Here is a 25,100-nt window from a genome sequence, read left to right on the forward strand (position 1 = left end):
GGGACGGGCCGGGGGTGGCCGGGGGACGTCATCGTGCTCCTTCCCGCGGGGGGTGGTCGGCAGGTCGCGGCTGACGCGCCGGGCCGCCGGGTCGCGGCGGCCGGGCGCGGGGTCGTGCTCGCGCCGGACGTGGTGGCCCGGCGTCCCCGGCGCGGGTGTGCCGGGGACCACGTCAGCGGATCCCGGCGCAGGCCAGCGCGTGGCGCTGGTCGGAGGTCAGGCCGGTGGGGAAGTACAGGTAGCAGACGCCGCCGGTGCCACTGCGCACGTCGCCCTTGGCGTCGTACCGCTTGGTCCGCAGCCACACGTTCTCGAACTGCCGCCTGGGGTAGACGCGGCGGACCGCGTCGTTGTCGTCGGCGGCCGGGTCGTTGGCGATGACGTCGCCCTCGGCCGTGAAGCCGATGACCGTCATCAGGTGGCCGGCGGTGCCGTAGCCGGCGCCGTCCAGCTCGCCCTCGGTGAAGGACTGCGACGTGATCAGCGGGATGCCCGCCGCGACGAGCCGCTCCGCCTCGGTGAGGGAGGCGAGGCGGGTGACGACGCCCTGGAGGTCGGGGTAGGTGGCGGCGTAGGCGGCGTTGAACGGCCAGTTGCCGCAGCCCTGGTACTCGTGGTCGAACGTGTACCGCGCGGCGTGGCAGACCTGGGGGTCGGCGAACTCGGGGTTCACCCAGGCCAGTTGCTCGGGCGTCGGGCGGCGGCCCCAGGACTCGATGATCATCTGCGAGGAGGTGGGGCTGCACCAGGCCTCCCCGCCGTTGTCGTACTCGGGGTACTGGCCGATGTGGATGTTCTGCGAGTACCGCGGCACGTCGATCTCGACGGCCGCGCCGAGGCCCGGCTCGGTCGCGGGCACCTCGAACCGGTCGGGCACGTCGGAGGTCATGGCGCCCAGCCGCCACACGGTGGGCGCGGCGCCGGAGCCGGGGGCCCGGTAGAGCGTCAGCCGCAGCCGGTAGGACGCCAGCCGCGGTCCCGCGGCGGTGTCGTCGATGGCCAGCGTGTCGGTCCAGACGGTGCTCTTCCCGTCCGTCTGGCCGTCGACGGAGGCACGGCGGACGTCCTCGTCGCCGGCGGCCCAGACACCCAGCGTGTACCAGGGGGTGCCGGTGCCGTCCGTGTACGTCCCGAGCACCTCCACGCGCAGCCAGGTGCCCGCCGGGGTGTCCGCGTTCCACGAGGCGATCAGCTCACTCGCCGGGGTGGCCGCACGGTGCTCCGGGGAGAGCCAGGTGGCGTACTCCCAGGAGCCGGTGGTGCCGGTGTGCGGGTCGGCGTACTCCACGGTGCCCAGCGGGCTGCTCAGGGTGACGCCGGGCCGCTGCCCGCTCCTGACGGCGGTGCCCCCGGCGGTGCCGGAACGCCAGTCGGCGGCGGAGACCCAGCTCCGGTACCCGATGGTCGAGGCGGTGGCCGTGGTGCGGCCGGCGCGGCGCGGCGCCGCGGCGGCGGAGCCCGTGCCCGCGGAGACGGCGGCGGCCGGGCCGACGGCGGCGGCGAAGGCGGCGGCGAGGACGATGCGGCGTGGCGTACTGGTCACGGTGATGGTCTCCCCGGTCGGCGTCCGGACGTGTCCACCGCGGAGCGGCGCGAGTGCGGCAGGTCACCACTATCGCGCGTGCCGGTGCTGACGACCAGTGAGGGAGCGGGAACGGGTTGCGACCCCCGGTCGTCACCAGGGCCGTCCGGCGTACCGTTACCCTGGCGGCGATGATCTCCGCCGCCGATCGCGGGCTCGCCGGGCTGCCGGCCCGGCTCGCCGCCCTGCCGCCGTCCTGCGGCCCGGTGCGGCTGGTGGCGATCGACGGGCACGCGGGCTCGGGCAAGAGCACGCTGGCCGGCCGGCTCTCCCGCGCCCTGGGCGGCGCGCCGGTGGTGCGCCTGGACGACCTGGCCAGTCACGGCGCGTTCTTCGACTGGGTGGAGCCGCTGACCCGCCAGGTGCTGCGCCCGCTCGCCGCCGGGCGCGCCGCCCGGTACGGGGTGTACGACTGGGAGCGGCGCGCGTTCACCACCACCGCCGTGGCCCCGGCCGCGCCGGTGGTGCTGCTGGAAGGCGTCGGCGCGGGCCGGCGCGCGCTGCGTCCCCATCTCGCCTTCCTCATCTGGCTGTCGGTCCCCGCCGGGGTCGCCTGGGCCCGCGGGCGCCGCCGGGACGGTCCGGAACTGGCCGGATTCTGGGCGGAATGGGAAGCGGCCGAGCGTGCTCACTTCGCTGATGATCCGTCAAGGCCCCATGCGGATATCCTGATAACACCGAGGGATGGTGATTACCATGCCCGCGAGTGAGGCCCTCCGGGTACTGGGGGCAGGCAGCGGGAGCCCGTTGTGGGGGTCGTCATGAGTTCTGGCACGGACGGGGCGCAGGTTCCGCATACCGGGGCCGATCTGGCCTGGCTGCGCGGCGTGGACGCGTACACGGCGGCGGCCTACCCCGAGGCGGAGGAGGAGTTCCGCGCGGCGGTGCGGGAGGACCCGGGGATGGCCGACGCCTGGCTCGGACTGCACGCGCTGCGCACCGACGTGCCCGCCGCGCTCCAGCAGATGTACCGCAACCGGGCCCGTTTCGGTGAGCAACGGGCGCGGCACAAGCGGCCGTTGAGCTCCTGGTACTGGCTGGGCTGGTGGGTGCAGCCGGTGCTGGAGACCGAGCGGGACCTGCTGCTGGCGCACGCCTCGCAGCTCCTGGACGGGCGGCGGATGGCGGAGCTGGACCGGGCGCTGGCCGAGTGCCCCCCGCCCGAGTCCGATCCGCACGCGCGCTTCCTGCACGCCTGCCGGTGCTACCTGGCGAAGGACTGGGAGGGGCTGTACCGGTTCACCGCGACGCTGACCGGCGATCCCCATCTCGGCGTCGAGGCGGGCCTGTTCGCCGGGATGGCCCGGGTCAGGATGGAGATGTACGACCAGGCCGAGCCGCTGCTGACGGCCGCGCTGATGCGCTGCCGCAGCGAGCAGCCGCAGCGCAAGGAGCTGCGGTACTGGCTGGCCAGGGCGAGGGAGGGCAGCGGGCGCACCGCGGCGGCGATCCCGCTGTACCGGGCGGTGCACCATGTCGACCCGGACTTCATGGACACGGCGGTGCGGCTGTCGGCGCTGGCCGCCGAGGACCCGGACGCGGCGCACATGCTGGCCTCGGTCCCCGGCCTCGCGGACGGGCCGCTGCCGGCCGGGGTGACGACCGGCGAGGAGGGGCTGGCGCTGCCCGCCGGGTACCGGGAGCAGCGGGTGCCGTTCCCGGCGGCGGCCGGCGAGCGGCCGGCCGGGACGGGCGCGGCGGCCGGGCACACGGCGCCGCCCGCGGTGTCGCGGACCCTGCCGCCCGCGCCGGATCCGGCGCTGCTGGCGCGGACGCTGGTGGAGCTGGACCGGATGGTGGGCCTGGAACCGGTGAAGGAGCAGGTGCGGGCGATGTCCGCGCAGTTGCGGATGGCGCGGCTGCGGTCGGGCCAGGGGCTGCCGGTGCAGCCGCCGAAGCGGCACTTCGTCTTCTCCGGCCCGTCCGGCACCGGCAAGACGACGGTGGCGCGGATCCTGGGCCGGATCTTCCACGCGCTGGGCGTGCTCAGCCACGACCGGCTGGTGGAGGCCCAGCGGGCGGATCTGGTCGGGGAGTTCCTCGGGCAGACGGCCGTGAAGGCGAACCGGCTGATCGACTCGGCGCTGGGCGGGGTGCTGTTCATCGACGAGGCGTACAGTCTGGTCCACTCCGGCTACAGCAAGGGCGACGCCTACGGGGACGAGGCCCTTCAGGTGCTGCTGAAGCGGGCCGAGGACAGCCGGGAGCACCTGGTGGTGATCCTGGCGGGCTATCCGGCGGGCATGGACCGGCTGCTGGCCGCCAACCCCGGGCTCGGCTCCCGGTTCTCGGCGCGCGTGGAGTTCCCCAGCTACCAGCCGGCCGAACTGACCGCGATCGGGGAGCTGCTGGCGGCCGAGAACGGCGACACCTGGGACCCGGAGGCGCTGGAGGAGCTGCGCAGCATCAGCGAGCACGTGGTGACCGAGGGCTGGATCGACGAGCTGGGCAACGGCCGCTTCCTGCGCACGCTGTACGAGTCGAGCTGCGCGTTCCGCGACATGCGGCTGTCGGACTCGGCCACGGCGCCGACCCGGCAGGAGCTGTCCACGCTGCGGCTGCCGGATCTGATGCAGGCGTACGGCGAGGTGCTCTCCAGCCGCAGCGGGCTCCGGCAGGAGACCGAGGAGGACGGGCTGCCGCCGCTACCGTGACGGCCGGCCGCCCGCGTCCGCGACGCCGCCGAACGCCTCGGCGAGGGCGCGCAGCGCGCGGGCGTCGGCCAGGGCCCGGCTCCGGGCCACCCCGGGCTGGATCGCCATCACGGCCTGCACGGTGCCGTCCGCCAGGTCGAGAGTGACCCAGGGGTCGCCGGGCCGCAGGGTGACGCGCAGGATCTCGGGCCACGCCAGATGCCGGGTGGTGGTGAGGTTGACGACGGTGACGCCGTCCGGGCCCGCGGTCACCCGGGGGCGGCTGAGCAGCGCCAGCACGGCCCACGCGAGCAGGCCGCAGCCGACGAACGCCAGCCGGTCCCCGAGGCTCCAGCTCACCGCGCCGCCCGCCGGGAGGAGGACGGCGACGAGCGTGAGGGCGCCGAAGACGGCGGCGCCGATGGCCATCAGCACGATCCGGGTGACGACCGGCCGGAAGGTGACGGGCAGGTCGGGCAGTCCGGGGGGCCCGGCGGGCGTCGGTGCCGTCACAGCCGGGCGGCGTGGATGCCGGTGGTCAGGATGGCGCGGGCGCCGAGGTCGTACAGCTCGTCCATGACGCGCTGGGCGTCCTGCACGGGCACCATGGACCGGACGGCGACCCAGCCCTTGTCGTGCAGCGGGGAGACAGTGGGCGACTCCAGGCCCGGCGTCAGCGCCACGGCCTTCTCCACCAGCGCGGCACGGATGTCGTACTCCATCATCACGTACCTGCGGGCGACCAGGACGCCCTGGAGGCGGCGCAGGAACTGCTGGACCTTGGTCTCCTGCGAGGTGTCCCCGGGGCGGCGGATCACGACCGCCTCGGAGTGGAGGATCGGGTCCCCGATGATCTCCAGGCCCGCGTTGCGCAGGGTGGTGCCGGTCTCCACGACGTCGGCGATGACCTCGGCCACGCCGAGCTGGATCGCGGTCTCCACCGCCCCGTCGAGGGAGACGACGGAGGCGTTCACGCCGTTGTCGGCCAGGTGCTTGGCGACGACCCCGGCGAAGGAGGTGGCCACGGTCAGCCCGCCGAACTCCCGGACGTCGGTGACGGTGCCGGGCCGGGTGGCGTAGCGCAGCGTGGAGGCGGCGAAGCCCAGCTCCATGATCTCCTCGGCGCGGGCGCCGGAGTCGAGGAGCAGGTCGCGGCCGGTGATGCCGATGTCGAGGCGGCCGGAGCCGACGTAGACGGCGATGTCGCGGGGGCGCAGGTAGAAGAACTCGACCTGGTTCTCCGCGTCGATGAGGACCAGCTCGCGCCGGTCCTTGCGCTGCCGGTAGCCCGCCTCATGGAGCATGGCCGCCGCAGGCTCGGACAGTGAACCCTTGTTGGGGACGGCGATGCGCAGCATGAGCGGGGCTTCCTTACGTGACGTCGCGTGCGGTCGGGAGCGGCCGGCGGGGCCGGAGCGGTCAGAGGTGAGCGTATACGTCGTCCAGGGAGATGCCCCGGGCGACCATCAGCACCTGCAGGTGGTACAGGAGCTGGGAGATCTCCTCGGCGGTGCGGTCGGCGCCCTCGTGCTCGGCGGCCATCCACACCTCCGCGGCCTCTTCGACGATCTTCTTGCCGATGGTGTGGACCCCCGCCGCCACGAGCTCGGCGGTCCTGGAGGTGCGGGGGTCCCCGGCGGCTGCCTTGTGCTGGAGCTCGGCGTAGAGCTCGTCGAAAGTCTTGTTGGCCATGGTGGTCTTACCCTACGGCGTGCCGGGCCGTCCCCTCACCGCCGGGGTTCGGGGACGGCGCGCAGCACGGCGGCGGTGGCGACGGCCGCGCTGACCGCCTCGTGGCCCTTGTCCTCCTTCGACCCGGCCAGTCCGGCCCGGTCCAGGGCCTGCTCCTCGGTGTCGCAGGTCAGGACGCCGAAGCCGACGGGGACGCCGGTGTCCACGCCGACCTGGGTCAGGCCCTGGGTGACGCCCTGGCAGACGTAGTCGAAGTGCGGGGTGCCGCCGCGGATGACGACGCCGAGCGCGACGACGGCGTCGTAGCCGCGGGCGGCCAGGGTCCGCGCGGCGACCGGCAGTTCGAAGCTGCCCGGGACCCGCACCAGGGTGTGGCCGGGCACCCCGTACTCCTCCAGCGCGCGCAGGGCGCCCGCGACGAGTCCGTCCATCACCGTCTTGTGCCACTGGGCGGCCACCACGCCCACGCGCAGATCCGCGCCGTCGATCGTGGTCAGCTCCGGGGCGCCCTTGCCGCTCACTCGTCTACTCCTCGTTCCTCGTCCGGGGTTGGGGGATGGTCACTGATTGCCGCAGGCCGGGACCGGGGCCGCGTCGAGCCACGGCAGGTCGTGGCCCATCCGGTCGCGCTTGGTCCGCAGGTAGCGGAGGTTGTGCTCGCCGGCCGGCACGGGGGACGGCTCGCGGCCGGTGACGAGCAGCCCGTGCCGGGCGAGCGCGGCGGCCTTCTCCGGGTTGTTCGTCACCAGCCGCAGGGAGCGTACGCCGAGGTCGGCCAGGATCCGCGCACCGGCGGCGTAGTCGCGGGCGTCGGCGGGCAGGCCGAGCTCCAGGTTGGCGTCGAGGGTGTCCCGGCCGCGCTCCTGCAGCTCGTAGGCGCGCAGCTTGGACAGCAGGCCGATGCCCCGGCCCTCGTGCCCGCGCAGGTAGAGCACCACGCCGCGGCCCTCGGCCTGTATCCGGTCCAGCGAGGCCCGCAGCTGGGGCCCGCAGTCGCAGCGCCGGGAGCCGAACACGTCGCCGGTGAGGCACTCGGAGTGGACCCGGACCAGCACGTCCTCGCCGTCCCCGAGGTCCCCGGCGACCAGGGCGATGTGCTCGACGCCGTCGGCGGCGGAACGGTAGCCGTAGGCGCGGAAGTCGCCGTGGACGGTGGGCAGCGTGATGGCGGCCTCGCGCCGCACGGAGGGCATGGCCTCCTCGCCGGCGGCGCGGCGGTAGGCGATCAGGTCCTCGATGGAGACGATCGCCAGGCCGTGCCTGCGGGCGAAGGAACGCAGCTCGGGCAGGCGGAGCATGGTGCCGTCCTCGGCGGCGATCTCGACCACGACGGCGGCGGGGCGCAGGCCGGCCAGCCGGGCCAGGTCGACGCCGGCCTCGGTGTGGCCCTCGCGGACCAGGACGCCCCCGGTGCGGGCGCGCAGCGGGAAGACGTGGCCGGGGCGGGCGAAGTCGGCGGGAACGGCGGCCGGGTCGGCGAGCAGCCGGATGGTGGTGGCGCGGTCGGCGGCGGAGATGCCGGTGCCGACGCCGTGCGCGGCGGTGGCGTCGACCGAGACGGTGAAGGCGGTGCTCATCGACTCGGTGTTCTTCTCCACCATCTGCGGCAGGTCGAGCCGTTCGATGTCCTCCGGCTCCATGGGCACGCAGATCAGGCCGCGGCACTCGCTCATCATGAAGGCCACGATCTCGGGGGTGATCAGCTCGGCCGCCATCACGAGGTCGCCCTCGTTCTCGCGGTCGGCGCGGTCGACGACGACCACCGGGCGGCCGAGGGCGATGTCGGCGATCGCGCGCTCGATCGGGTCCAGCGGCGGCTCGGCGGCCGTGGCCGGGACGGCGGTGTTCTCTCTGGCGGTCATGCTGCTGCTCCTTCCCAGGCGGGCCGTGGCGCGGCGCTGCGGGATCGCAGCCACCAGTCGCGCATGCCCCACAGGACGAGGACGAGGTAGACGACGTAGACGAGGGCGGAGAAGGCCAGGCCGCTGTCGAAGGCCAGCGGGACGCCGACCAGGTCCACGAGCAGCCAGGCGAACCAGAACTCGACCAGGCCACGGGCCTGGGCGATCATGGCGACCAGGGTGCCGACGAAGATGTAGGCGTCGGGCCAGGGGTTCCAGGACAGACCGGGGTAGGCGGTGAACAGCCCGCCGACGGCGAGCGTCCCCGCGGCGGCGGCGCCGGCCAGCGCGGCGCGCTCCCGCCAGGTGGCGAACCGGACGGCGACCTGGCCGTCCGCCGAGCCGTCCCGGCCGCGGCTCCACTGCCACCAGCCCCACCCGGCGACGGCGATGACCAGGAGCTGTTTGCCCACTCCCCCGCCGAGGTCGGCGGAGGCGTAGGCGGTGACCAGGATCAGGCCGGACAGGAGCTGCACGGGCCAGGTGAGCAGGGAGCGCCGCCAGCCGAGGGCGAGGGCGGCGAGCCCGGCGACGTTGCCGAGCATGTCGGACCAGATGACGTCCTGCCCGAACGCGGTGAAGACCGTGGCGTCGAGCCGGTCGACGACGCTCACGGGAGCCCCGCTCCCGCCCCGGCCCCGGTGCCGCGCGGGGCGGTGCCGTGGGCGAGGAGCCGTTCGACGTACTTGGCCAGGACGTCCACCTCCAGGTTCACCGGGTCGCCCGGCTGCTTCAGGCCGAGGGTGGTGAGGGCCAGGGTGGTGGGGATGAGGCTGACGGTGAAGCGGTCGTCGGCGGCGTCGACCACGGTGAGGCTGACGCCGTCCACGGTGATGGACCCCTTCTCCACCACGTAGCGGGCGAGCCCGGCGGGCAGCGAGACGGTGACGATCTCCCACTGGTCGCCGGGGGCGCGGTCGAGGATGGTGCCGGTGCCGTCCACGTGGCCCTGGACGAGGTGGCCGCCGAGGCGCCCGCCGAGCGCCATGGGGCGCTCCAGGTTGACGCGGGAGCCGGGGACCAGGGCGCCGAGGCTGGAACGGCTGAGAGTCTCGGCCATCACGTCGGCGGTGAACTCGCCGCCGCCGGTGTCCACGACGGTCAGGCAGACGCCGTTGACGGCGATGGAATCGCCGTGGGCGGCTCCCTCGGTGACGAGGGGGCCGCGCAGCCGCAGCCGGGCCGAGTCGCCGGTCTGCTCGACGGCGGTGACCTCGCCCAGCTCTTCGATGATTCCGGTGAACACTCAGCGCTCCTCATGGGGGGTGGCGGGGACGGCGGTGATCCGTACGTCGGGACCGACCCGGGTCACGTCGGTGACGCGCAGCCGCAACGCGTCGGCGATGGTGGTGATTCCGGCGTCGGCCAGGGCGTGCGGGCCGCCGCCGAGGAGGGCGGGGGCGAGATAGCCTGTGACCTCGTCGATGGCCCCGGCGGCGGCGAAGGCGCCGGCCAGGGTGGCGCCGCCCTCCAGCAGCACGGAGCGGACCTGCCGCGCGTACAGGGCGGCGAGCAGGGCGGCGACGTCGAGGCCGCGGCCGTGCGCGGCGCGGGGCAGCCGGACCACCTCGGCGCGGTCGGCGAGACGGGCGGCGCGTTCCTCCGGCACGTCGTCGGCGACGGCGACGAGGGTGGGCGCGGCGCCGTCCAGCACCCGGGCGCCGGGGGCCACGGCGGTGGCCTCGGTGTCGGCGACGACGCGCAGCGGCTGGCGGGCGCCGGGGACGCCGCGCACGGCGAGGTGCGGGTCGTCGGCGCGGGCGGTGCCGGAGCCGACGAGCACGGCGTCGGACTCGGCGCGCAGCCGGTGGACGTCGGCGCGGGAGGCGGCGGAGGTGATCCAGCGGCTGGTGCCGTCGGCCGCGGCGGTGCGGCCGTCGAGGGTGGCGGCGTACTTCCAGCGCACGTGGGGCCGGCCGCGCCGGACGGAGGTCAGCCAGGCGGCGTTGACGGCGGCGGCCTCCTCGGCGAGCAGGCCCGCCTCGACCTCGACGCCAGCCGCGGCCAGGGTGGCCGCGCCGCCCGCCGCCCGCGGGTTGGGGTCGGCCACGGCGTACACGACGCGGGCGATCCCGGCGGCGACGAGGGCCTGGGCGCAGGGGCCGGTGCGGCCGGTGTGGTTGCAGGGTTCGAGGGTGACGAGCGCGGTGCCGCCGCGGGCGGCGTCGCCCGCCGCGGCCAGCGCGTGGATCTCCGCGTGGGGGCCGCCGGCCCGCTGGTGCCAGCCCTCGCCCACCGGCTTCCCGGTGGCGTCGAGGACGACGCAGCCGACGACGGGGTTGGGGCTGGTGGCGCCGAGGCCGCGGGCGGAGAGCGCGACGGCGCGGCGCATGGCGTCGGTCTCGGCCTCACGGCCGGCGCGGGGCGCTGCGACGGGGGCGGCCACCGGATCCTCCTGCCTGGTCGGGCACGGCTCCGGGGCGCTGGGATCTCGGCGGAGAACACCGGGACCGGGGGCGTTGGGACGCGCGACCACCCGCACAGGGATGGCCACGGCCACGGCATGCCGGGCCCGCTCCGCCGCGCACTGCCTCCCATCCGGACTTTGACCGTCGGTCCAGGAATTCCACCTGGTCAACCGGCCGCTGGCAGCGGACGGGTCGCGGACTATAACCGCCGGTTCGGAATTTCACCGACCCCGGAGTGCGCTACGTCACTGGTACGGGAACCAGTGTGCCATGAACCGGCCGCGGCGCACCCGGCGCTGTGGGGCGACTCACAGCGGGCGCGCGGGCCGGACCGGCTCAGCCCGACAGGCCCGCGGTGCCGAAGAGTTCGCCGCGGGTGGCGCCCAGCGCGGTGAGCAGGGCGCCGCTGAGCACCGGGCTGCCGGTGACGGTCGCCGCGCGCACCTCGGTCTCCAGCGGGGACAGCGAGCGCAGCCGGCGCGCGACGCGGCCGGCGAGGGCGGCGCCGCCGGCCCGGCCGACCTCGCCGCCGAGGACGGCGGTGCCGGGGTCGAGGACGGCGACGACGCCGGCGATGGCGACGGCGACGCGTTCGGCCAGCTCGTCGAGGAACGCGGCGCGCGGCCCGGTGTCGTCGGCCGCGGCCAGGCGCACGGCGGCCTCGGCGGCCGGGGCGTCGGCGGCCTCGCCGGCGGGCAGGCCGTGCGCGCGGGCCAGGGCGCAGACGGCGGCGCTGCCGGCCAGCCCGTGCAGCCCGCCGTCGCAGTCGGTGGCGGAGGGCAGGCCGCCGGTGCCGGGCATGGGCAGGAAGCCGACCTCGCCAGCGCCGCCGGAGGCGCCGCGGCGCAGGGCGCCGTCGAGGACGACGGCGGCGCCGATGCCGTGGCCGATCCACAGCAGCACGAAGGTGTCACGGTCGCGGACGGCGCCGAGCCGGTGCTCGGCGATGCCGGCGAGGTTGACCTCGTTCTCCACCAGGACGGGGGCGGCGAGCCGTTCGCGCAGGGCGGCGAGCAGGTCGGCGTGCCACGCGGGCAGCGAGGTGAACGGGCGCAGCAGCCCGGTGGCCGGGTCCGCGAGGCCGGGGGCGCCGACCACGGCGGTGTGCACGGCGGGCACGCCGGCCTCCCGCAGGGCGTCGCGCAGCGCGTCGAGGACGGCGGGGACGATGCCGCGCCCGCCGGCCGCGCGCAGGGGGACCGCGCCGCCGCCGACGGTCCGGCCGGTCAGGTCCGCCAGGGTGAACGTGACGCCGCCGGTGCGGACGTCGAACGCGGCGACGTGCGCGCGCCCGGCGACCAGCCCGTAGAGCCGGGCGTTGGGGCCGCGCCGGTCCTCCCCCGCCTCGCCGACGACGGTGACGAGGCCGCCGTGGCCGAGGCGTTCCAGCACGTCGGCGACGCTGGGCCGGGACAGGCCGGTCAGCTCGCGGAGCCGGGAGGCGGTCAACGGGCCATGCTCGGCGAGGAGTTCCAGGGCGATGCGGTCGTTGATGGCGCGGGCCGTACGCGGCGACGCGGTGCGCGCGGTGGTCATGCGGGCATCCTCGCAGACTTTTTATCAGTAAGGCTTCCTGATAGTTTATCGACAATCCGTTCAGGTCCGCTCCGGCACTCACAGGAATCGGGAACGCCCATGCCGCTGCCGCACCCCGCCGCCGCCCCCGGACCGGCGGCCGTACGCCGCGCCCGCGTCGCGGTGAGCGCTGTCTTCGCCCTGCACGGCGCGGCCCAGGGCAGCTTCGCGACGCGCATCCCGTGGCTCAAGGAGCACCTGGACCTCAGCACGGCCTCGCTCGGCCTGGCGCTCGCGTTCCCCGCGATCGGCGCCTCCCTCGGGGGGCCGCTCGCGAGCCGGATCATTCACCGCTTCGGGGCGCTGGCCGCCATGCGGGGACTGCTCGCGCTGTGGTGCGCGTCGCTCGCGCTCCCCGCGCCGGCGCCCTCCCTGGTGACGCTCTGCGCGGCTCTCACCGTCTTCGGCGTGACGGCCGGGATGGCGGACGTGGCGATGAACGCCCAGGGCGTGGAGGTGGAGAACCACCACGGGCGCTCGATCATGTCCGGGCTGCACGGGGTGTGGAGCGTCGGCACGCTGCTGGGCGCGGCGGCGGGCGTGGCCGCGGTGCACGCGGGGCTCGACGCCCGGGTCCACCTGGGGCTCGCGGCCCTGGCCCTGGCCGCCGCGGCCTGGCCCGCCACCCGCGGCCTGCTCGACGTGCGCGCCGAGCCGGACGCGGCGCCGCCGCCGCACTTCGCGCTGCCGCCCCGCTCGGCGCTGCTGATCGGCATGGTGGGGATGGCCGCGATCCTGGCCGAGGGCGGCAGCGGTGACTGGTCGGGCGTCTACCTGGAGGAGATCACCGGCGCCTCGACGACCGTGGCGGCGGCCAGTTACACGGCGTTCGCCTGCGCCATGGCCGTGACCCGGCTCGCCGGTGACGTGGCGGTGCGCCGGTTCGGCCCGGTGCGGACGGTACGGGCGAGCGGCACGCTCGCCGTCCTGGGCGGCCTGCTGGTGGTGACGGCCCGGACCCCGGCGCAGGGCATCGCGGGCTTCGGGTTGCTGGGCGTGGGCATCGCGGTGGTGATCCCGCTGGCGTTCGCCGCGGCGGGCCGCAGCGGGCCGAACCCCAGTCAGGCGATCGCGGGCGTGGCGACGATCACGTACAGCACCGGGCTCGCCGCCCCGACGCTGGTCGGCCTGATCGGGGAGGTGTCGTCGCTGCGGGTGTCATTCGCCGTGGTGACGGCGGCCACGGTGGTGCTGGTGGTGGCCGCCGGGGTGCTGGGCGCCCCGCGCGGGAGCACGCCGGTGGCGTCGGGGCGGAAGGCCGCGCGGGGCGCGGGCGAACCCCTCGGCTGAGCCCGAGGGGTTCCCGGCACCCGGCTCAGCCGAAGGTCTTGACGGCCTGGTAGTACGTCCACGCGGTGGCGTCGCAGGACGCCTCGGTGGCTCCGGAGTAGCCGTCGCAGACCCGCTTCAGGTCGGCGTGGAAGGCGTCGTCGAGGCGGGACTTGTTGGCGTCGAAGGTACCCGCGGCCTTGTGGTTCCGGTACCCGAAGTCATGTCGCGCACATGACAGCCTGAAGGGAAAGCCGAACGGGTTGTCCGGCGACGAGGAGCAGTAGTCGGTGCTCCAGTCGAACGCGTAGGCCGACCAGGCGGACTGGTTGTCGCGGGCCGCGAGCCAGGCGCTGTAACTGGTGGCGCTGGTCTGCGTCCAGCTGGACAGCACCTGCGGCTTGTCGGCGGGCGCGGCGGTGGCCGGGGAGGCCGAGACCCCGACGGCGCCGAGGGCGAGAACGGACGCGGACAGAGCGGTGGCGAGCCGTTGGCGGGTGCGCATGCGGTCCTCCGGAGATCAGGCGGCCCGCGCGAACGGGCCGCAGGGTCCGGGACCAGAGCTAAGCAGCCGGGAAGGACCTCTCAACGGCGTCGTAGTGCACAAGAGTTGACGAGCCGTGAAAAAGCAGGCCGCGCGCGGTCGACGCGCGTCACCCGCGCGCCCCCGCTCCGGGCGCGCGGCGCGCGGCGCGCGCCCGGGGCGTCACACGGGCAACGCGCGCACCGCGCGCCGGGGTTGCCGCTCCCCTTACTGCCAGCTCGCGTGCAGCGGCTGCCCCTCGGCGTACCCGGCGGCGCTCTGCACGCCGACGACCGCGTTCTCGGCGAACTCCTCCAGCGTGGCCGCCCCCGCGTAGGTGCAGGCCGAGCGGACGCCCGCGATGATCGAGTCGATCAGGTCCTCCACGCCGGGCCGGGCCGGGTCCAGGAACATCCGGGAGGTGGAGATGCCCTCCTCGAACAGCCCCTTGCGTGCCCGGTCGTACGGCGACTCCTCGGACGTGCGGTTGCGCACGGCGCGGGCGGAGGCCATGCCGAAGCTCTCCTTGTACAGCCGCCCGTCGGCCGCCTGCTGGAGGTCGCCGGGCGACTCGTACGTCCCCGCGAACCACGAGCCGATCATCACGTTCGACGCGCCCGCGGCCAGCGCCATCGCCACGTCGCGCGGGTGCCGCACCCCGCCGTCGGCCCAGACGTGCTTGCCGGACTTCCGCGCCTCGGCCGCGCATTCGAGCACCGCCGAGAACTGCGGCCGGCCCACCCCGGTCATCATCCGCGTCGTGCACATGGCGCCCGGACCGACCCCGACCTTGACGATGTCCGCGCCCGCCTCGATGAGGTCGCGGGTGCCCTCGGCCGAGACCACGTTCCCCGCCACCACCGGGACGCGCGGGTCCAGGCCGCGCACCGCCCGCAGGGTGGCGATCATCGTCTCCTGGTGCCCGTGCGCGGTGTCCACCACCAGGGTGTCCACGCCCGCGTCCAGCAGCGCCTTGGCCCGGCCCACGACGTCGCCGTTGATGCCGACGGCCGCCGCGACGCGCAGCCGGCCGCCCGCATCGGTGGCCGGGGTGTACAGGGTGGCCCGCAGCGCGCCCTTGCGGCTGAGGATGCCCGCCAGCCGCCCGTCCGGCCCCACGGCCGGGGCGATCTTGCGGTGGGCGGTGTCCAGCGTGGTGAACGCCTCGCGCGGGTCCATGCCCGCGTCGAGCAGCAGCAGGTCCTTCGACATGACCTCGCTCACCTGCGTGAAGCGGTCGACGCCGGTCAGGTCCGCCTCGGTGACGATGCCGACCGGCCGCTCGTCGGAGACCACGACGCCCGCGCCGTGCGCCCGCTTGGGCAGCAGGGACAGCGCGTCGGCGACCGTCTGGGTGGGGGCCAGGACGATCGGGGTGTCCAGCACCAGATGGCGGCGCTTGATCCAGCCGATGACCTCGGTGACGACGTCGAGCGGGATGTCCTGCGGGATGACGGCCAGTCCGCCGCGGCGGGCCACCGTCTCGGCCATGCGCCGCCCGGCGACGGCGGTCATGTTGGCCACGACGATCGGGATGGTGGTGCCGGTGCCGTCCGGGGTGGCCAGGTCGACGTCCTGCCGGGAGACGACGGCGGACCGGTTGGGGACCATGAAGACGTCGTCGTACGTCAGGTCGTACGCCGGCGCCGAGTCGTTGAGGAATCTCATGCCTGCTCGCTCGCTCTCTCACCTGCTGTGTGCGGATCTGGCGGGTGGGGAGCTGCGGCTCCTGTGCCCAGTATCGCCCATTCCGGAGCGGAGGGCCGAGCCGTTCACCGCCCCGGGGTGATGATCCTTTCCCCGGCGCATGGAGACCGTGAGGAATTCGTGCATGCGGGCGAGCCCCGCGCGGAGCGCATCGTTAGCTGGGCAACGGTAGTTGATGAAGCACGGAACCGTGCAGCGCGAGGGGAAGGGGACCGGTCATGACGGTGGAGGATCGCGGACGGCTGAGCTTCGGAATCAAGACGACTCCGGCGTACACGACGTGGAACGACGTCCTGCGGGTGTGGCAGGAGGCGGACGCCATTCCCGAGATCGAGCACGCGTGGGTGTGGGATCACATGGTCCCGCTGTTCGCGCGGAAGGACGGGCCGGTGCTGGAGGGGTGGACGCTCCTGTCGGCGCTGGCCGCGCGGACCGAGCGCCTCGGCCTGGGCGTGCTGGTGAGCGGCGCCCCGGTACGGCCGCCGGCCGTGCTGGCGAAGATGGCGGCCACGGTGGACCACATCGCGGGCGGGCGGCTGACGGTCGGCATCGGCGCCGGCGGCACCCGGCTGGCGTCCGGGCCCACCCCGGCGGCGGCCGAGTACGAGGCGTTCGGCATCGACCTGCACGCGCCGGCCGACGCCGTGGCCCGGCTGGGCGAGGCGTGCGCCATCCTGCGGCGGCTGTGGACGGAGGACGAGGTGGACTTCTCCGGCCGCTTCTACGAGCTGAAGGGGGCCACCTGCTTCCCGCGGCCGGTCCGCCGCCCGCCGCTGGTGATCGGCGGCGCGGGCCGGCGGACCCTGCGCGTGGTGGCCGAGCACGCCGACATCTGGAACATCTCGGGCCCGCCGCACAACAGCGTGGACGTCGTCCGCGACCGCAACCGGGTCCTCGACGAGCACTGCGCCGCCATCGGCCGCGACCCGGCCGAGATCACGCGCTCGGTGCAGACCCACGCCGTCTACGACGACCCGGCCGCCACCCGCGCCCTGGTCCTGGAATTCGTCGAGGCGGGCGCCACCCACATCGTGCTGAGCCTGCGTCCGCCGTACCCGGAGGGCGCGGCCCGCTGGGCGGCGGACGAGATCATCAACCCCGTCCGCGAGCAGCTCGGCGAGACGGCGCGGGCCGTCTGAGCCGTGACGGCGGCCGTATCGGCCGTGTCCCCCGCGGACACGTCGGCCCGGCCGCCGTTCCCCCACCCGGTGGTGCTCCCGGCTCGTCGCCCTACTCGTCCGGGTCCGCCCGGTCGAGGGCGGGGCGGCGGCCCGGGGGCTGGGACAGCAGGCGGTCGGCGGCCGTGGTGTCCGTGACCAGGCTGGTGACCAGCCCGGACCGCAGCACGGCGCCGATCGCGTCCGCCTTGCGCCGGCCCCCCGCGATCGCGACCACCTCGGGCACGCGGCGCAGCCGCTCGGCCTCCACGGTGATGCAGCGCTCCCCCAGGTCCCGCCCGATACGGCGGCCGTCCGCCGCGAAGAGGTGGGCGGACATCTCCGCCGCGACCCCCAGCGACGCGTAGTGCTCGCGCTCGTCCTTGCCGAGCATGTCGTGCACGGTCGAGATGCCCTTCTCCCACGAGCCGATCGAGACCGCGGCGATGGTGACCTTGTCGAAATACTCGAAGGCCGCCGCGATCCCCGGCTGTCTGCGCAGCGCCGCCGCCGTCCCCGGGTCGGGCAGCAGCATCGGCGCGTAGATCGGGTGCGCGGCGCCCCCGGAGACCGCCGCCGCCCGCCGGACCGCCTCGACCGAGCCGCGCTCCGCCGTGCCCGCGTCGTACACGCCGGTCAGCTGCACCACCGTGCACGGCGGCAACTCCCGCAGCGCCGCCGCCATGTGAATCGTCGAGCGCCCCCAGGCCAGCCCGAGCACGTCCCCCTCGGCCACCAGCTCCCCCAGCAACTCCGCGGCCACCTCGCCCAGATGCTCCGGGTCGGGGGTGTCGTCCGCCGCCTCGGAAGGAGATTCGGCGACCACGACGTGCCGCAGGCCGTAACGGGCCCGCAGCGCGTCGGAACGCTCGGCGTCCAGCTCGGCGGGGACCCGGATCTCGATGCGCACCAGGTCGTGCTCCACGGCGGACTCCAGCACACGGGCGACCTTGAAGCGGCTGACCCCGAATTCGTCCGCGATCTGGATCTTGGACTTGCCCTCCAAGTAGAAGCGGCGCGCCATCGCCGCCGCCTGCATGAGCTCGGCGGGCCCCATCCGCGTGGCTGACCTCCCGGTCTGCACCGCACTCACCTCACTGTCCTCCGGCTCTTGTGTCCCCGCTCACGTTCTGCACGTTCATCCTCGCAGATCCGCAGGGGCGCTGATCCTTGTCTTGCGCCGTGAGCAGAGCGTGGAACCGGATCGACGACTGGTGTTCACCCGGACGTGGGGCGGGCGGCGGCCTGCTCGGCGCGCTCGCGCAGGGCGCGCACCGCCGCGGCCGGGTCGTCCGCGCCGTACACGGCCGATCCGGCCACGAACACGTCCGCCCCCGCCTCGGCGCATCGCTCGATCGTGTCAGCGGAGACGCCGCCGTCGACCTGGAGCCACAGCGGCAGCCCGTGACGCTCGATGAGCCGCCGGGTGCGCCGGATCTTCGGCAGCATGATGTCGAGGAACGCCTGCCCCCCGAAACCGGGTTCGACCGTCATCACCAGAATCATGTCCAGTTCGGGCAGCAGATCCTCGTAGGGCTCGATCGGGGTGGCCGGTTTCAGCGCCAGCGAGGCGCGCGCGCCCTTCGCGCGGATCTCGCGGGCCAGCCGGACGGGCGCCGCGGCGGCCTCGACGTGGAAGGTGACCGAACCGGCCCCCGCCTCCGCGTAGGCCGGCGCCCACCGGTCCGGGTCCTCGATCATCAGATGGCAGTCCAGCGGTGTGTCCGTGGCCTTGACGAGGGATTCGACGACGGGCAGCCCGAGCGTCAGGTTGGGCACGAAGTGGTTGTCCATGACGTCGATGTGGAGCCAGTCGGCCCCCTTGACGGCCGCGGCCTCCTCGGCGAGACGCGCGAAATCGGCGGACAGCATGCTGGGATTGATCTGAGCCATGCGCTCAGTATTCAGCAGCCGGACCCGGGACGCGTACACACGTTCAGGTCCGCCGCCCTCACGACGTGCGCCGCAGCAGCGCGAGGTACATCGCGTCGGTGCCGTGCAGGTGCGGCCACAACTGGACGTCGGGGCCGTCGCCGAGGTCCGGCACGCCGGGCAGCAGCGGGCGGGCGTCGATCCACTCCGCGCCGGTGTCCGTCAGCCCCTTGAGCACGTCCCTGACGACCAGCCGGGTCTCGGCCAGGTGCGGCGAGCAGGTCGCGTACCCGACGACGCCGCCGGGCCGGGCGGCGGCCAGCGCGCCGCGCAGCAGCTCCCGCTGAAGGGCCGTCAGCCCCTCGACGTCCTCCGGCGTGCGCCGCCAGCGCGCCTCGGGGCGGCGGCGCAGCGCGCCCAGGCCGGTGCACGGCACGTCGACCAGCACCCGGTCGAACGTGCCGGGCCGCCAGGCCGGGCGGGTGCCGTCGGCGACGACGACGTGCGCGGGGCCGGGGTTGCCCTCCAGCGCGCGGGCGACCAGCCGGGCCCGGTGCGGCTGCTTCTCGGCGGCGAGCAGCGAGGCGCCGCGCTCGGCGGCCAGCGCGGCCAGCAGCGCCGCCTTGCCGCCGGGGCCGGCGCAGCCGTCCAGCCAGCGGGCGTCGGACCCGGTCAGCGGCGCGCCCGCCAGGGCCAGGGCCACCAACTGGCTGCCCTCGTCCTGGACGCCGGCCCGCCCCTCGGCGACCGCGTCGAGCGCGCCCGGTTCGCCGCCCTCGGCGAGCCGCACCGCGTACGGCGACCAGCGGCCCGGCTCGGCGTGCGGGGCGGCGGCGAGCAGTTCGGCGGGGGTGGAGCGGCCGGGCCGGGCGGCGAGGGTGACGTGCGGGCGTTCGTTGTCGGCGGCGAGCAGGGCCTCGATGCCCTCCCGGCCGCCGCCGAGCGCGTCCCACAGGGCGGAGACGACCCAGCGCGGGTGCGCGTGCCGCAGGGCCAGGTGCCGTTCGGCGTCCGCCTCGTAGGGCGGCGCCAGCTCCTCCACCCAGCCGTCGAGGTCGCGGGCCGCGACCTTGCGCAGCACCGCGTTGACGAACTTCGCCCGCCCGTCGCCCAGCACGCAGCGGGCCAGCTCCACGGCCGAGCTCACCGCGGCGTGGCTGGGGATGCGGGTGCCGAGGAGCTGGTGCGCGCCGAGCGACAGCACGTCGAGCACCGGTGGGTCCACCTCGCGCAGCGGCCGGTCCACGCACGCGGCCAGCACCGCGTCGTAGGTGCCCTGGCGGCGCAGGGTGCCGTAGACCAGCTCGGTGGCGAGGGCGGCGTCCCTGGCGTCGAGGGTGCCCGCCGCCCTGGCCCGGTTCAGCAGCGGCGGCAGCACGAGATTGGCGTAGGCGCCGCGCTCGTCCACCGCGCGCAGCGCGTCGTAGGCGAGGATCCGGACCGGGTCCTTCTGGGGACGGCGGTAGGGCCTGGGCTGGCGGCGCGGCCGGCTGCTCACGGAACGGTCACTTTCGGCAGACGGGACGGTGGATTCTCCAGGGTACGGCCGCCCCGGGGGGCGGCCCCGCGGCCCGGCGTCTACCCGCCGAGCCGCTCGCCGGGGGCGACGCGGACGCCCCTTGCCCAGTCGGCGGCGGGCATGGGCCGCTTGCCCTGCGGCTGCACCCAGGCCAGCTCCACGGCGTGCGATCCGGTGCCGACCCGCACGGTGTGCTTGTCGGCCGCCAGCTCGCCGGGGGCCAGGCCGGTGACGTCCGGGGCGAGCCGGACCTGCCGCAGCTTCAGCCGCTCACCGCGGAAGACGGTCCACGCGCCGGGCGCGGGGGTGCAGGCGCGCACCAGCCGGTCCACGCGCAGGGCGGGGGCGGCCCAGTCGACGGCGGCGTCCTCGACGGAGAGCTTGGGGGCGGTGGTGACGCCCTCGGCGGGCTGCGGAACGGCCTTCAGGGTGCCGTCCTCGATGCCGTCCATGGTCGCCGCCAGCAGCCCGGACCCGGCGAGCGCGAGCCGGGTGAGCAGGTCGCCGCTGGTGTCGTCGGGGCGGACCCGCTCGGTGAGGACGCCGTACACCGGCCCGGAGTCCAGGCCCTCCTCGATGAGGAACGTGGTGGCGCCGGTGACCTCGTCCCCGGCCAGCACCGCGTGCTGCACGGGCGCGGCGCCGCGCCAGGCGGGCAGCAGCGAGAAGTGCAGGTTGACCCAGCCGTGGCGGGGGATGTCGAGGGCGGCCCTGGGCAGCAGGGCACCGTACGCGACGACCGGGCAGCAGTCGGGCGCGATGGCCCGCAGCCGGTCCAGGAACTCCGGCTCGCGCGGCCGGGCCGGGCGGAGGATCTCGATGCCCGCCTCGCGGGCCCGCTCGGCCACCGGGCTCGGCGCCAGGCGCCGCCCGCGGCCGGCCGGCGCGTCGGGCCGGGTGACGACCGCCACGACCTCGTGGCGGTCGGACGCGAGCAGGGCGTCCAGGGCGGGGACGGCGACCTCCGGAGTGCCGGCGAAAACGAGCCTCATCGTGCGTGTGTCACCTGATCCGTTCGTGGGCGGTGCGGTCCGGGGGGCGTGGGCAGAAGTCTACGGCCCGGGCGCGGGGCGGCGCTGGGAGGGCGGGCGCGAGGGGCGTACGACTTCCCGTGCGCTCCCATGAGTTGACGGCGCGCCCCATCAGCGTGACTCCGGCGACCGGTGGCGCGTTGGTCAAGGCAGATTGACCGCAATGGGCCGACTTTCGGCCCGCTTCCTTGACGCCGGTTCGAGAGGCTTGTTCATGGCCGACCACGCCACCCCTGACGCTCAGGCACGGGCCAGCCTGCATCTGCTGGTGCGGGACATCGAGCGGGTCCGCCGACAGGTGGACGCCCTGCGCACGCTGACCGCCCAGCTCGGCAACGTCTACCGTCCGCGAAGGACCGGCCCGTCGGCCGGCTTCGTGGTGTACGGGCGGGCCCCCGCCCCGACCGTGCGGCTCGCCCAGGAACTCCGGGACAGTGTGGAGGCCCTGGTGACGGCCGCCGTCGACTTCGACCGTTCCCTCGGCTTCTCCTGGGACGCGGTGGGCTCGGCCCTCGGCGTCACCAAACAGGCGGTGCACCGCAGGTACGGCGCGCGGCGCGCCGGGGCGCAGGCGCCCGGCGCCCGCGAGGGCGTGCGGCCGGAGGTGCCCGTGACCACGGGCGCGCCCCCGGCGCGGCCGGTGCCCCCACGGCCGGGCCAGCCACTGGGCGGCGAGGCGGCCAGGCCGGGGGCGGGGGCGCTGCCCGGGCAGCGCAGCGGCTGACGCGCGCCCCTTCCCCCGCCGTCCGCGCGGGCCGGACGCCCGTCAGCCGATGTCGGGCGGGTCCATGCGCACCCAGGCCGGTGCGCCGTCGTGCCGGGCGAGGCGGGCGGCCTGCGCCGTCTTCAGCGCCGCGGCGAGCGGGCCGCCGCTGCCGGGCGGCACCCGGATCAGCGCCCGCTCCCACCGCTCCCCCGGCGGTGGTTCGCCCGTACGGCGGGGCCGGCCCGGCTCGGTGACGGGCAGCGGCACCGGGCCCAGCACCTCGGCGGCGGGCGGCAGCCGCGCGGCGGCGAGCAGCGCCGCCACCGCCTCGGGCGGGCCGCTCACGGCGGCCATCCGCGAGACGGGCGGGAAGCCCAGGACCGCGCGGTCGGCCAGCTCCCGCACGGCGTGCCCGGCCGGATCCCAGCGCACCAGGGACTGCACCGGGCGCAGGGTGGGCTCGGCCAGCACGACCACCGTGCCGCCCTCGCCGTGCGGGCGGACCAGCGCGGCGGCGTTGAGCCAGCGGCGCAGCGCCTCCTCGCCCGACCGCAGGTCGGGGCGGCCGAGCAGCGCCCAGCCGTCGAGCAGCAGCGCCGCCGCGTAGCCCGGCCCCTCGGGCACCGGCTCGGCGCCGGGCGTGCTGACGACCAGCGCGGGCCGGTCCGGCACGGTGTCCAGCACGTGGTCGCGGCCCGAGGTGCGGACCGGAACGGCGGGGAACGCGCGGCCCAGCTCCTCGGCGGTGCGCCGGGCCCCGACCACGACGGCCCGCAGCCGCCCGCCGCCGCACTCCTCGCAGTGCCAGCCGGGCGCCTCGGTGCCGCACCAGCCGCAGCGCAGCGCCTCGTCCGGCCCGACGGCGGCCAGCGGGCCGTGGCACCGGCCGCAGCGGGCCGGGGCGCGGCAGCGGGCGCAGGCCAGCCGGGGGGCGTAGCCCCGGCGCGGCACCTGCACCAGGACCGGGCCACGGGCCAGCCCGTCGCGCAGCGCCTGCCAGGCCAGGCTGGGCAGCCGGGCGGAGCGGGCGGCCGGGTCGCGCGCCTCGTCCTCGCCGCCGACCGTGCGGACCAGCGGCGCGGTGGCGCGGACGGTGTCCCGTCCGGCGGCGAGCGGCCGGGCCCAGCCGGTCTCCACCAGCTGGGCGGCCTCCGCCGTGTGGGCGTGGCCGCCGAGCAGCACGGCCGCGCCCTCGTGGGCGGCCCGCAGCACCAGCACCTCGCGGGCGTGCGGGTGGGGGGCACGGTCGTCGCGGTGCGCCTCGTCGCCGTCGTCCCAGATCGCGGCGAGGCCGAGGCCGCGGACCGGGGCGAACATCGCGGCCCGGGTGCCGACGACGCAGCGGACGGCGCCCCGGCTGACGGCGAGCCAGCGCCGGTAGCGCGCCTCGGGGCCCGCGTCGGCGGTGAGCAGCACGTGGTGGCCGGTGCCGAGCAGCGCGGTGAGGGCGGCGTCGACGCGGGCGGCGGCCCGGCCGTCGGGCAGCACGGCGAGCCCGCCGCGCCCGGCCGCCAGGGCGGTGGCCAGGGCGCGGGCCAGCTCGTCGGGCCAGTGCGGTCCCGGCAGCGCGGTCCACACCGCGCGGGGGGCGTCGCCCCTGGCCAGCGCGGTGAGGAACGCCGGGCCGTGCGGGTAGCGCGTCCAGCCGCCGGGGCCGGGGGCCTCGGGCGGCCCGGCCGGCGCGGCGGAGGGCTGCCGCTCGGCGCGGGCCATCCGGGGCGGGACGGCGAGCTGCACCACGTCGGCGAGGGCCCCGGCGTACCGGTCGGCGACGGCGCGGCACAGCCGCAGCAGCTCCGGGTCCAGCACGCGTTCGGTGGACAGGACCTGGGCGAGCGGGGCGAGGACGCCGGGGAAGTCGCTGTCGGCGCGGCGCTCGACGATGAAGCCGTTGATCAGGCCGCCGCCCTCGCGGCGGCCCTCGCGCTGCCGGGCGCCGAAGCGGACCCGGACGCGGACGCCGGGCTGGGCCTCGGCGTCCATGGCGGCGGGCACCACGTAGTCGAACAGCCGGTCGAGGTGGACCAGTCCCTTGTCCACCAGGACGCGGGCCACCGGCAGGCGCTCGGCCGGCGGCGCGCCGCGCCAGGTGCGGGGCCTGGCGCGCGGCGCGGTGCCGCCCGCGGCCGGCTTGACCAGCGCGAGCTGCTCACCGGCAGGCCGGGCGGCGCGCTCGCGTCCCTCGTCCACCACGCAGGCCAGTACACCAGACGGCTCGGACGGCCCGGGGCCCGCGCGGGGCCCCGGGTGCCGTTTCCGGCCGGTGCTCGTTACAGACCGGCCGCGGCGCGCAGCGCGTCGACCCGGTCGGTGCGCTCCCAGGTGAAGTCCGGCAGCTCGCGGCCGAAGTGGCCGTAGGCCGCGGTCTGGGCGTAGATCGGGCGCAGCAGGTCGAGGTCCCGGATGATGGCGGCCGGGCGCAGGTCGAACACCTCGCTGATCGCCTGCTCGATGCGCTCGGCGGGCACGGTCGCGGTGCCGAAGGTCTCCACGAAGAGGCCGACGGGCTCGGCCTTGCCGATGGCGTAGGCGACCTGGACCTCGCAGCGGGCGGCGAGCCCGGCCGCGACCACGTTCTTGGCGACCCAGCGCATGGCGTAGGCGGCCGAACGGTCGACCTTCGACGGGTCCTTGCCGGAGAACGCGCCGCCGCCGTGCCGGGACATGCCGCCGTAGGTGTCGATGATGATCTTCCGCCCGGTGAGGCCGGCGTCGCCCATCGGGCCGCCGATCTCGAACCGCCCGGTGGGGTTGACCAGCAGCCGGTATCCCTCGGTGTCGAGCTTGATGCCCTCGTCGACCAGGGCCTTCAGCTCGGCCTCGACGACGAACTCCTTGATGTCGGGGGCCAGCAGCGAGTCGAGGTCGATGTCGCTGGCGTGCTGGCTGGAGACGACCACGGTGTCCAGGCGGACGGCCTTGTCGCCGTCGTACTCGATGGTGACCTGGGTCTTGCCGTCGGGGCGCAGGTAGGGGATGGTGCCGTTCCTGCGGACCTCGGAGAGCCGGTAGGACAGGCGGTGCGCGAGCCGGATCGGCAGCGGCATCAACTCGGGGGTCTCGTCGCAGGCGTAGCCGAACATCAGGCCCTGGTCGCCCGCGCCCTGGCGGTCGAGCTCGTCCTCGTCGCCCTCGACCCGCGCCTCGTAGGCGGCGTCCACGCCCTGGGCGATGTCGGGGGACTGGGAGCCGATGGAGACCGAGACGCCGCAGGAGGCGCCGTCGAACCCCTTCTTGGAGGAGTCGTAGCCGATCTCCAGGATCTTGTTGCGGACCAGGGAGGCGATCGGCGCGTACGCCTTGGTGGTGACCTCGCCGGCCACGTGCACCAGGCCGGTGGTGATCAGGGTCTCGACGGCCACGCGGGAGGAGGGGTCCTCCTTGAGGAGCGCGTCGAGGATGGTGTCGCTGATCTGGTCGGCGATCTTGTCGGGGTGACCCTCGGTCACGGACTCCGAGGTGAAGAGGCGGCGGGACACATCGCTCCCTGGGTTGCAGCGGCTGCTGGCTCAAGCACTGGTGAAA

General features: G+C 75.7%; 23 protein-coding genes and 1 riboswitch. Of the genes, 5 read left to right on the forward strand and 18 right to left on the reverse strand.

Annotated elements, in window-relative coordinates; all coding sequences use genetic code 11:
* Positions 1–172 precede the first annotated feature (172 nt).
* Entirely contained in the window at positions 173–1,549 is a 1,377-nt protein-coding gene (locus ACSNOC_RS01150) for a peptidase C39 family protein (protein WP_436745357.1), read from the reverse strand.
* 164 nt (positions 1,550–1,713) lie between these two features.
* On the opposite strand from ACSNOC_RS01150, the gene ACSNOC_RS01155 reads away from it, so the two are divergent.
* Positions 1,714–2,292 (forward strand): uridine kinase family protein, encoded by a 579-nt coding sequence (locus ACSNOC_RS01155; protein ID WP_436745273.1) that lies wholly within the window; start codon positions 1,714–1,716, stop codon positions 2,290–2,292.
* Positions 2,293–2,343: 51 nt separating this feature from the next.
* Entirely contained in the window at positions 2,344–4,236 is a 1,893-nt protein-coding gene (locus tag ACSNOC_RS01160; RefSeq protein ID WP_436745274.1) for an AAA family ATPase, read from the forward strand.
* Here ACSNOC_RS01160 and ACSNOC_RS01165 read toward each other — a convergent pair.
* From ACSNOC_RS01165 to ACSNOC_RS01205, 9 genes are all read right to left on the reverse strand, one after another.
* The gene (locus tag ACSNOC_RS01165) at positions 4,228–4,728 is read right to left on the reverse strand and encodes a PH domain-containing protein (protein ID WP_436745275.1); all 501 of its coding nucleotides are present in this window, start codon (positions 4,726–4,728) and stop codon (positions 4,228–4,230) included. The two genes, ACSNOC_RS01160 and ACSNOC_RS01165, sit on opposite strands and share 9 nt — an antisense overlap.
* The gene (gene hisG / locus ACSNOC_RS01170; protein ID WP_436745276.1) at positions 4,725–5,573 is read right to left on the reverse strand and encodes an ATP phosphoribosyltransferase; all 849 of its coding nucleotides are present in this window, start codon (positions 5,571–5,573) and stop codon (positions 4,725–4,727) included. Before hisG ends, ACSNOC_RS01165 begins: the two co-directional genes overlap by 4 nt.
* Positions 5,574–5,634: 61 nt before the next feature.
* Positions 5,635–5,907: a phosphoribosyl-ATP diphosphatase gene (locus ACSNOC_RS01175; RefSeq protein ID WP_436745277.1), complete on the reverse strand. Its 273-nt coding sequence runs from the start codon at positions 5,905–5,907 to the stop codon at positions 5,635–5,637.
* Between the two features lie 35 nt (positions 5,908–5,942).
* Positions 5,943–6,428: a 6,7-dimethyl-8-ribityllumazine synthase gene (ribH, locus tag ACSNOC_RS01180; RefSeq protein WP_436745278.1), complete on the reverse strand. Its 486-nt coding sequence runs from the start codon at positions 6,426–6,428 to the stop codon at positions 5,943–5,945.
* 39 nt (positions 6,429–6,467) lie between these two features.
* Positions 6,468–7,769 carry a bifunctional 3,4-dihydroxy-2-butanone-4-phosphate synthase/GTP cyclohydrolase II gene (locus tag ACSNOC_RS01185; protein WP_436745279.1) on the reverse strand — a complete coding sequence of 434 codons (1,302 nt, stop codon included), beginning with the start codon at positions 7,767–7,769 and terminating at the stop codon, positions 6,468–6,470.
* Positions 7,766–8,422, reverse strand: a complete 657-nt coding sequence (locus ACSNOC_RS01190) for a nicotinamide mononucleotide transporter family protein (protein ID WP_436745280.1) — start codon at positions 8,420–8,422, stop codon at positions 7,766–7,768. The genes ACSNOC_RS01185 and ACSNOC_RS01190 overlap by 4 nt, the downstream gene beginning before the upstream one ends.
* Positions 8,419–9,054, reverse strand: a complete 636-nt coding sequence (locus ACSNOC_RS01195) for a riboflavin synthase (protein WP_436745281.1) — start codon at positions 9,052–9,054, stop codon at positions 8,419–8,421. The genes ACSNOC_RS01190 and ACSNOC_RS01195 overlap by 4 nt, the downstream gene beginning before the upstream one ends.
* The gene (ribD, locus tag ACSNOC_RS01200; RefSeq protein WP_436745358.1) at positions 9,055–10,140 is read right to left on the reverse strand and encodes a bifunctional diaminohydroxyphosphoribosylaminopyrimidine deaminase/5-amino-6-(5-phosphoribosylamino)uracil reductase RibD; all 1,086 of its coding nucleotides are present in this window, start codon (positions 10,138–10,140) and stop codon (positions 9,055–9,057) included. It abuts the gene before it with no gap.
* A 188-nt stretch (positions 10,141–10,328) separates the two neighbouring features.
* Positions 10,329–10,459, reverse strand: a riboswitch (FMN riboswitch).
* A gap of 93 nt (positions 10,460–10,552) precedes the next feature.
* A complete protein-coding gene (locus ACSNOC_RS01205; RefSeq protein ID WP_436745282.1) occupies positions 10,553–11,752 on the reverse strand; it encodes an ROK family transcriptional regulator in 1,200 nt (399 codons plus the stop codon).
* 99 nt (positions 11,753–11,851) lie between these two features.
* Here ACSNOC_RS01205 and ACSNOC_RS01210 point away from each other — a divergent pair, with 99 nt between their 5' ends.
* Complete coding sequence (locus tag ACSNOC_RS01210) at positions 11,852–13,081, forward strand: MFS transporter (RefSeq protein ID WP_436745283.1); 1,230 nt, start codon at positions 11,852–11,854, stop codon at positions 13,079–13,081.
* 25 nt (positions 13,082–13,106) lie between these two features.
* Here ACSNOC_RS01210 and ACSNOC_RS01215 read toward each other — a convergent pair whose 3' ends face one another.
* Positions 13,107–13,565, reverse strand: coding sequence for a phospholipase (locus ACSNOC_RS01215; protein ID WP_436745284.1), 459 nt, complete (start codon positions 13,563–13,565; stop codon positions 13,107–13,109).
* 246 nt (positions 13,566–13,811) lie between these two features.
* Entirely contained in the window at positions 13,812–15,251 is a 1,440-nt protein-coding gene (locus ACSNOC_RS01220; protein WP_436745285.1) for a GuaB1 family IMP dehydrogenase-related protein, read from the reverse strand.
* A gap of 257 nt (positions 15,252–15,508) precedes the next feature.
* Between ACSNOC_RS01220 and ACSNOC_RS01225 the strand changes: the two genes are divergently transcribed.
* Positions 15,509–16,429, forward strand: a complete 921-nt coding sequence (locus ACSNOC_RS01225; protein WP_436745286.1) for an LLM class flavin-dependent oxidoreductase — start codon at positions 15,509–15,511, stop codon at positions 16,427–16,429.
* A 91-nt stretch (positions 16,430–16,520) separates the two neighbouring features.
* Here the strand turns inward: ACSNOC_RS01225 and ACSNOC_RS01230 are convergent, their stop codons facing one another.
* The 4 genes from ACSNOC_RS01230 to fmt form a co-directional block, all read right to left on the reverse strand.
* Positions 16,521–17,504 carry a sugar-binding transcriptional regulator gene (locus ACSNOC_RS01230; protein WP_436745287.1) on the reverse strand — a complete coding sequence of 328 codons (984 nt, stop codon included), beginning with the start codon at positions 17,502–17,504 and terminating at the stop codon, positions 16,521–16,523.
* A gap of 161 nt (positions 17,505–17,665) precedes the next feature.
* Positions 17,666–18,340, reverse strand: coding sequence for a ribulose-phosphate 3-epimerase (gene rpe / locus ACSNOC_RS01235; RefSeq protein ID WP_436745288.1), 675 nt, complete (start codon positions 18,338–18,340; stop codon positions 17,666–17,668).
* 58 nt (positions 18,341–18,398) lie between these two features.
* Positions 18,399–19,817 carry an RsmB/NOP family class I SAM-dependent RNA methyltransferase gene (locus ACSNOC_RS01240; protein ID WP_436745289.1) on the reverse strand — a complete coding sequence of 473 codons (1,419 nt, stop codon included), beginning with the start codon at positions 19,815–19,817 and terminating at the stop codon, positions 18,399–18,401.
* 80 nt (positions 19,818–19,897) lie between these two features.
* On the reverse strand, positions 19,898–20,830 hold the full coding sequence (gene fmt, locus ACSNOC_RS01245; protein ID WP_436745290.1) for a methionyl-tRNA formyltransferase: 933 nt from the start codon (positions 20,828–20,830) through the stop codon (positions 19,898–19,900).
* A gap of 253 nt (positions 20,831–21,083) precedes the next feature.
* Between fmt and ACSNOC_RS01250 the strand changes: the two genes are divergently transcribed.
* Positions 21,084–21,593, forward strand: a complete 510-nt coding sequence (locus ACSNOC_RS01250) for a hypothetical protein (RefSeq protein ID WP_436745291.1) — start codon at positions 21,084–21,086, stop codon at positions 21,591–21,593.
* A gap of 42 nt (positions 21,594–21,635) precedes the next feature.
* Here the strand turns inward: ACSNOC_RS01250 and ACSNOC_RS01255 are convergent, their stop codons facing one another.
* Together ACSNOC_RS01255 and metK are read right to left on the reverse strand one after the other, a co-directional pair.
* Positions 21,636–23,768, reverse strand: coding sequence for a primosomal protein N' (locus tag ACSNOC_RS01255; protein WP_436745292.1), 2,133 nt, complete (start codon positions 23,766–23,768; stop codon positions 21,636–21,638).
* 77 nt (positions 23,769–23,845) lie between these two features.
* Positions 23,846–25,054, reverse strand: a complete 1,209-nt coding sequence (metK, locus tag ACSNOC_RS01260) for a methionine adenosyltransferase (protein ID WP_436745293.1) — start codon at positions 25,052–25,054, stop codon at positions 23,846–23,848.
* Positions 25,055–25,100 lie beyond the last annotated feature (46 nt).

It is taken from the genome of Streptomyces sp. URMC 129, assembly GCF_051386415.1.
Taxonomy (GTDB): Bacteria; Actinomycetota; Actinomycetes; order Streptomycetales; family Streptomycetaceae; genus Streptomyces.

Coding starts and splice junctions, on each gene's coding strand:
- ACSNOC_RS01155 (WP_436745273.1), top strand. CDS start 1,714: ATGATCTCCGCCGCCGATCGCGGGCTCGCCGGGCTGCCGGCCCGGCTC.
- ACSNOC_RS01160 (WP_436745274.1), top strand. CDS start 2,344: ATGAGTTCTGGCACGGACGGGGCGCAGGTTCCGCATACCGGGGCCGAT.
- hisG (WP_436745276.1), bottom strand. CDS start 5,573: ATGCTGCGCATCGCCGTCCCCAACAAGGGTTCACTGTCCGAGCCTGCG.
- ACSNOC_RS01175 (WP_436745277.1), bottom strand. CDS start 5,907: ATGGCCAACAAGACTTTCGACGAGCTCTACGCCGAGCTCCAGCACAAG.
- ACSNOC_RS01185 (WP_436745279.1), bottom strand. CDS start 7,769: ATGACCGCCAGAGAGAACACCGCCGTCCCGGCCACGGCCGCCGAGCCG.
- ribD (WP_436745358.1), bottom strand. CDS start 10,140: ATGCGCCGCGCCGTCGCGCTCTCCGCCCGCGGCCTCGGCGCCACCAGC.
- ACSNOC_RS01205 (WP_436745282.1), bottom strand. CDS start 11,752: ATGACCACCGCGCGCACCGCGTCGCCGCGTACGGCCCGCGCCATCAAC.
- ACSNOC_RS01210 (WP_436745283.1), top strand. CDS start 11,852: ATGCCGCTGCCGCACCCCGCCGCCGCCCCCGGACCGGCGGCCGTACGC.
- ACSNOC_RS01215 (WP_436745284.1), bottom strand. CDS start 13,565: ATGCGCACCCGCCAACGGCTCGCCACCGCTCTGTCCGCGTCCGTTCTC.
- ACSNOC_RS01220 (WP_436745285.1), bottom strand. CDS start 15,251: ATGAGATTCCTCAACGACTCGGCGCCGGCGTACGACCTGACGTACGAC.
- ACSNOC_RS01225 (WP_436745286.1), top strand. CDS start 15,509: ATGACGGTGGAGGATCGCGGACGGCTGAGCTTCGGAATCAAGACGACT.
- ACSNOC_RS01230 (WP_436745287.1), bottom strand. CDS start 17,504: ATGGGGCCCGCCGAGCTCATGCAGGCGGCGGCGATGGCGCGCCGCTTC.
- rpe (WP_436745288.1), bottom strand. CDS start 18,340: ATGGCTCAGATCAATCCCAGCATGCTGTCCGCCGATTTCGCGCGTCTC.
- fmt (WP_436745290.1), bottom strand. CDS start 20,830: ATGAGGCTCGTTTTCGCCGGCACTCCGGAGGTCGCCGTCCCCGCCCTG.
- ACSNOC_RS01250 (WP_436745291.1), top strand. CDS start 21,084: ATGGCCGACCACGCCACCCCTGACGCTCAGGCACGGGCCAGCCTGCAT.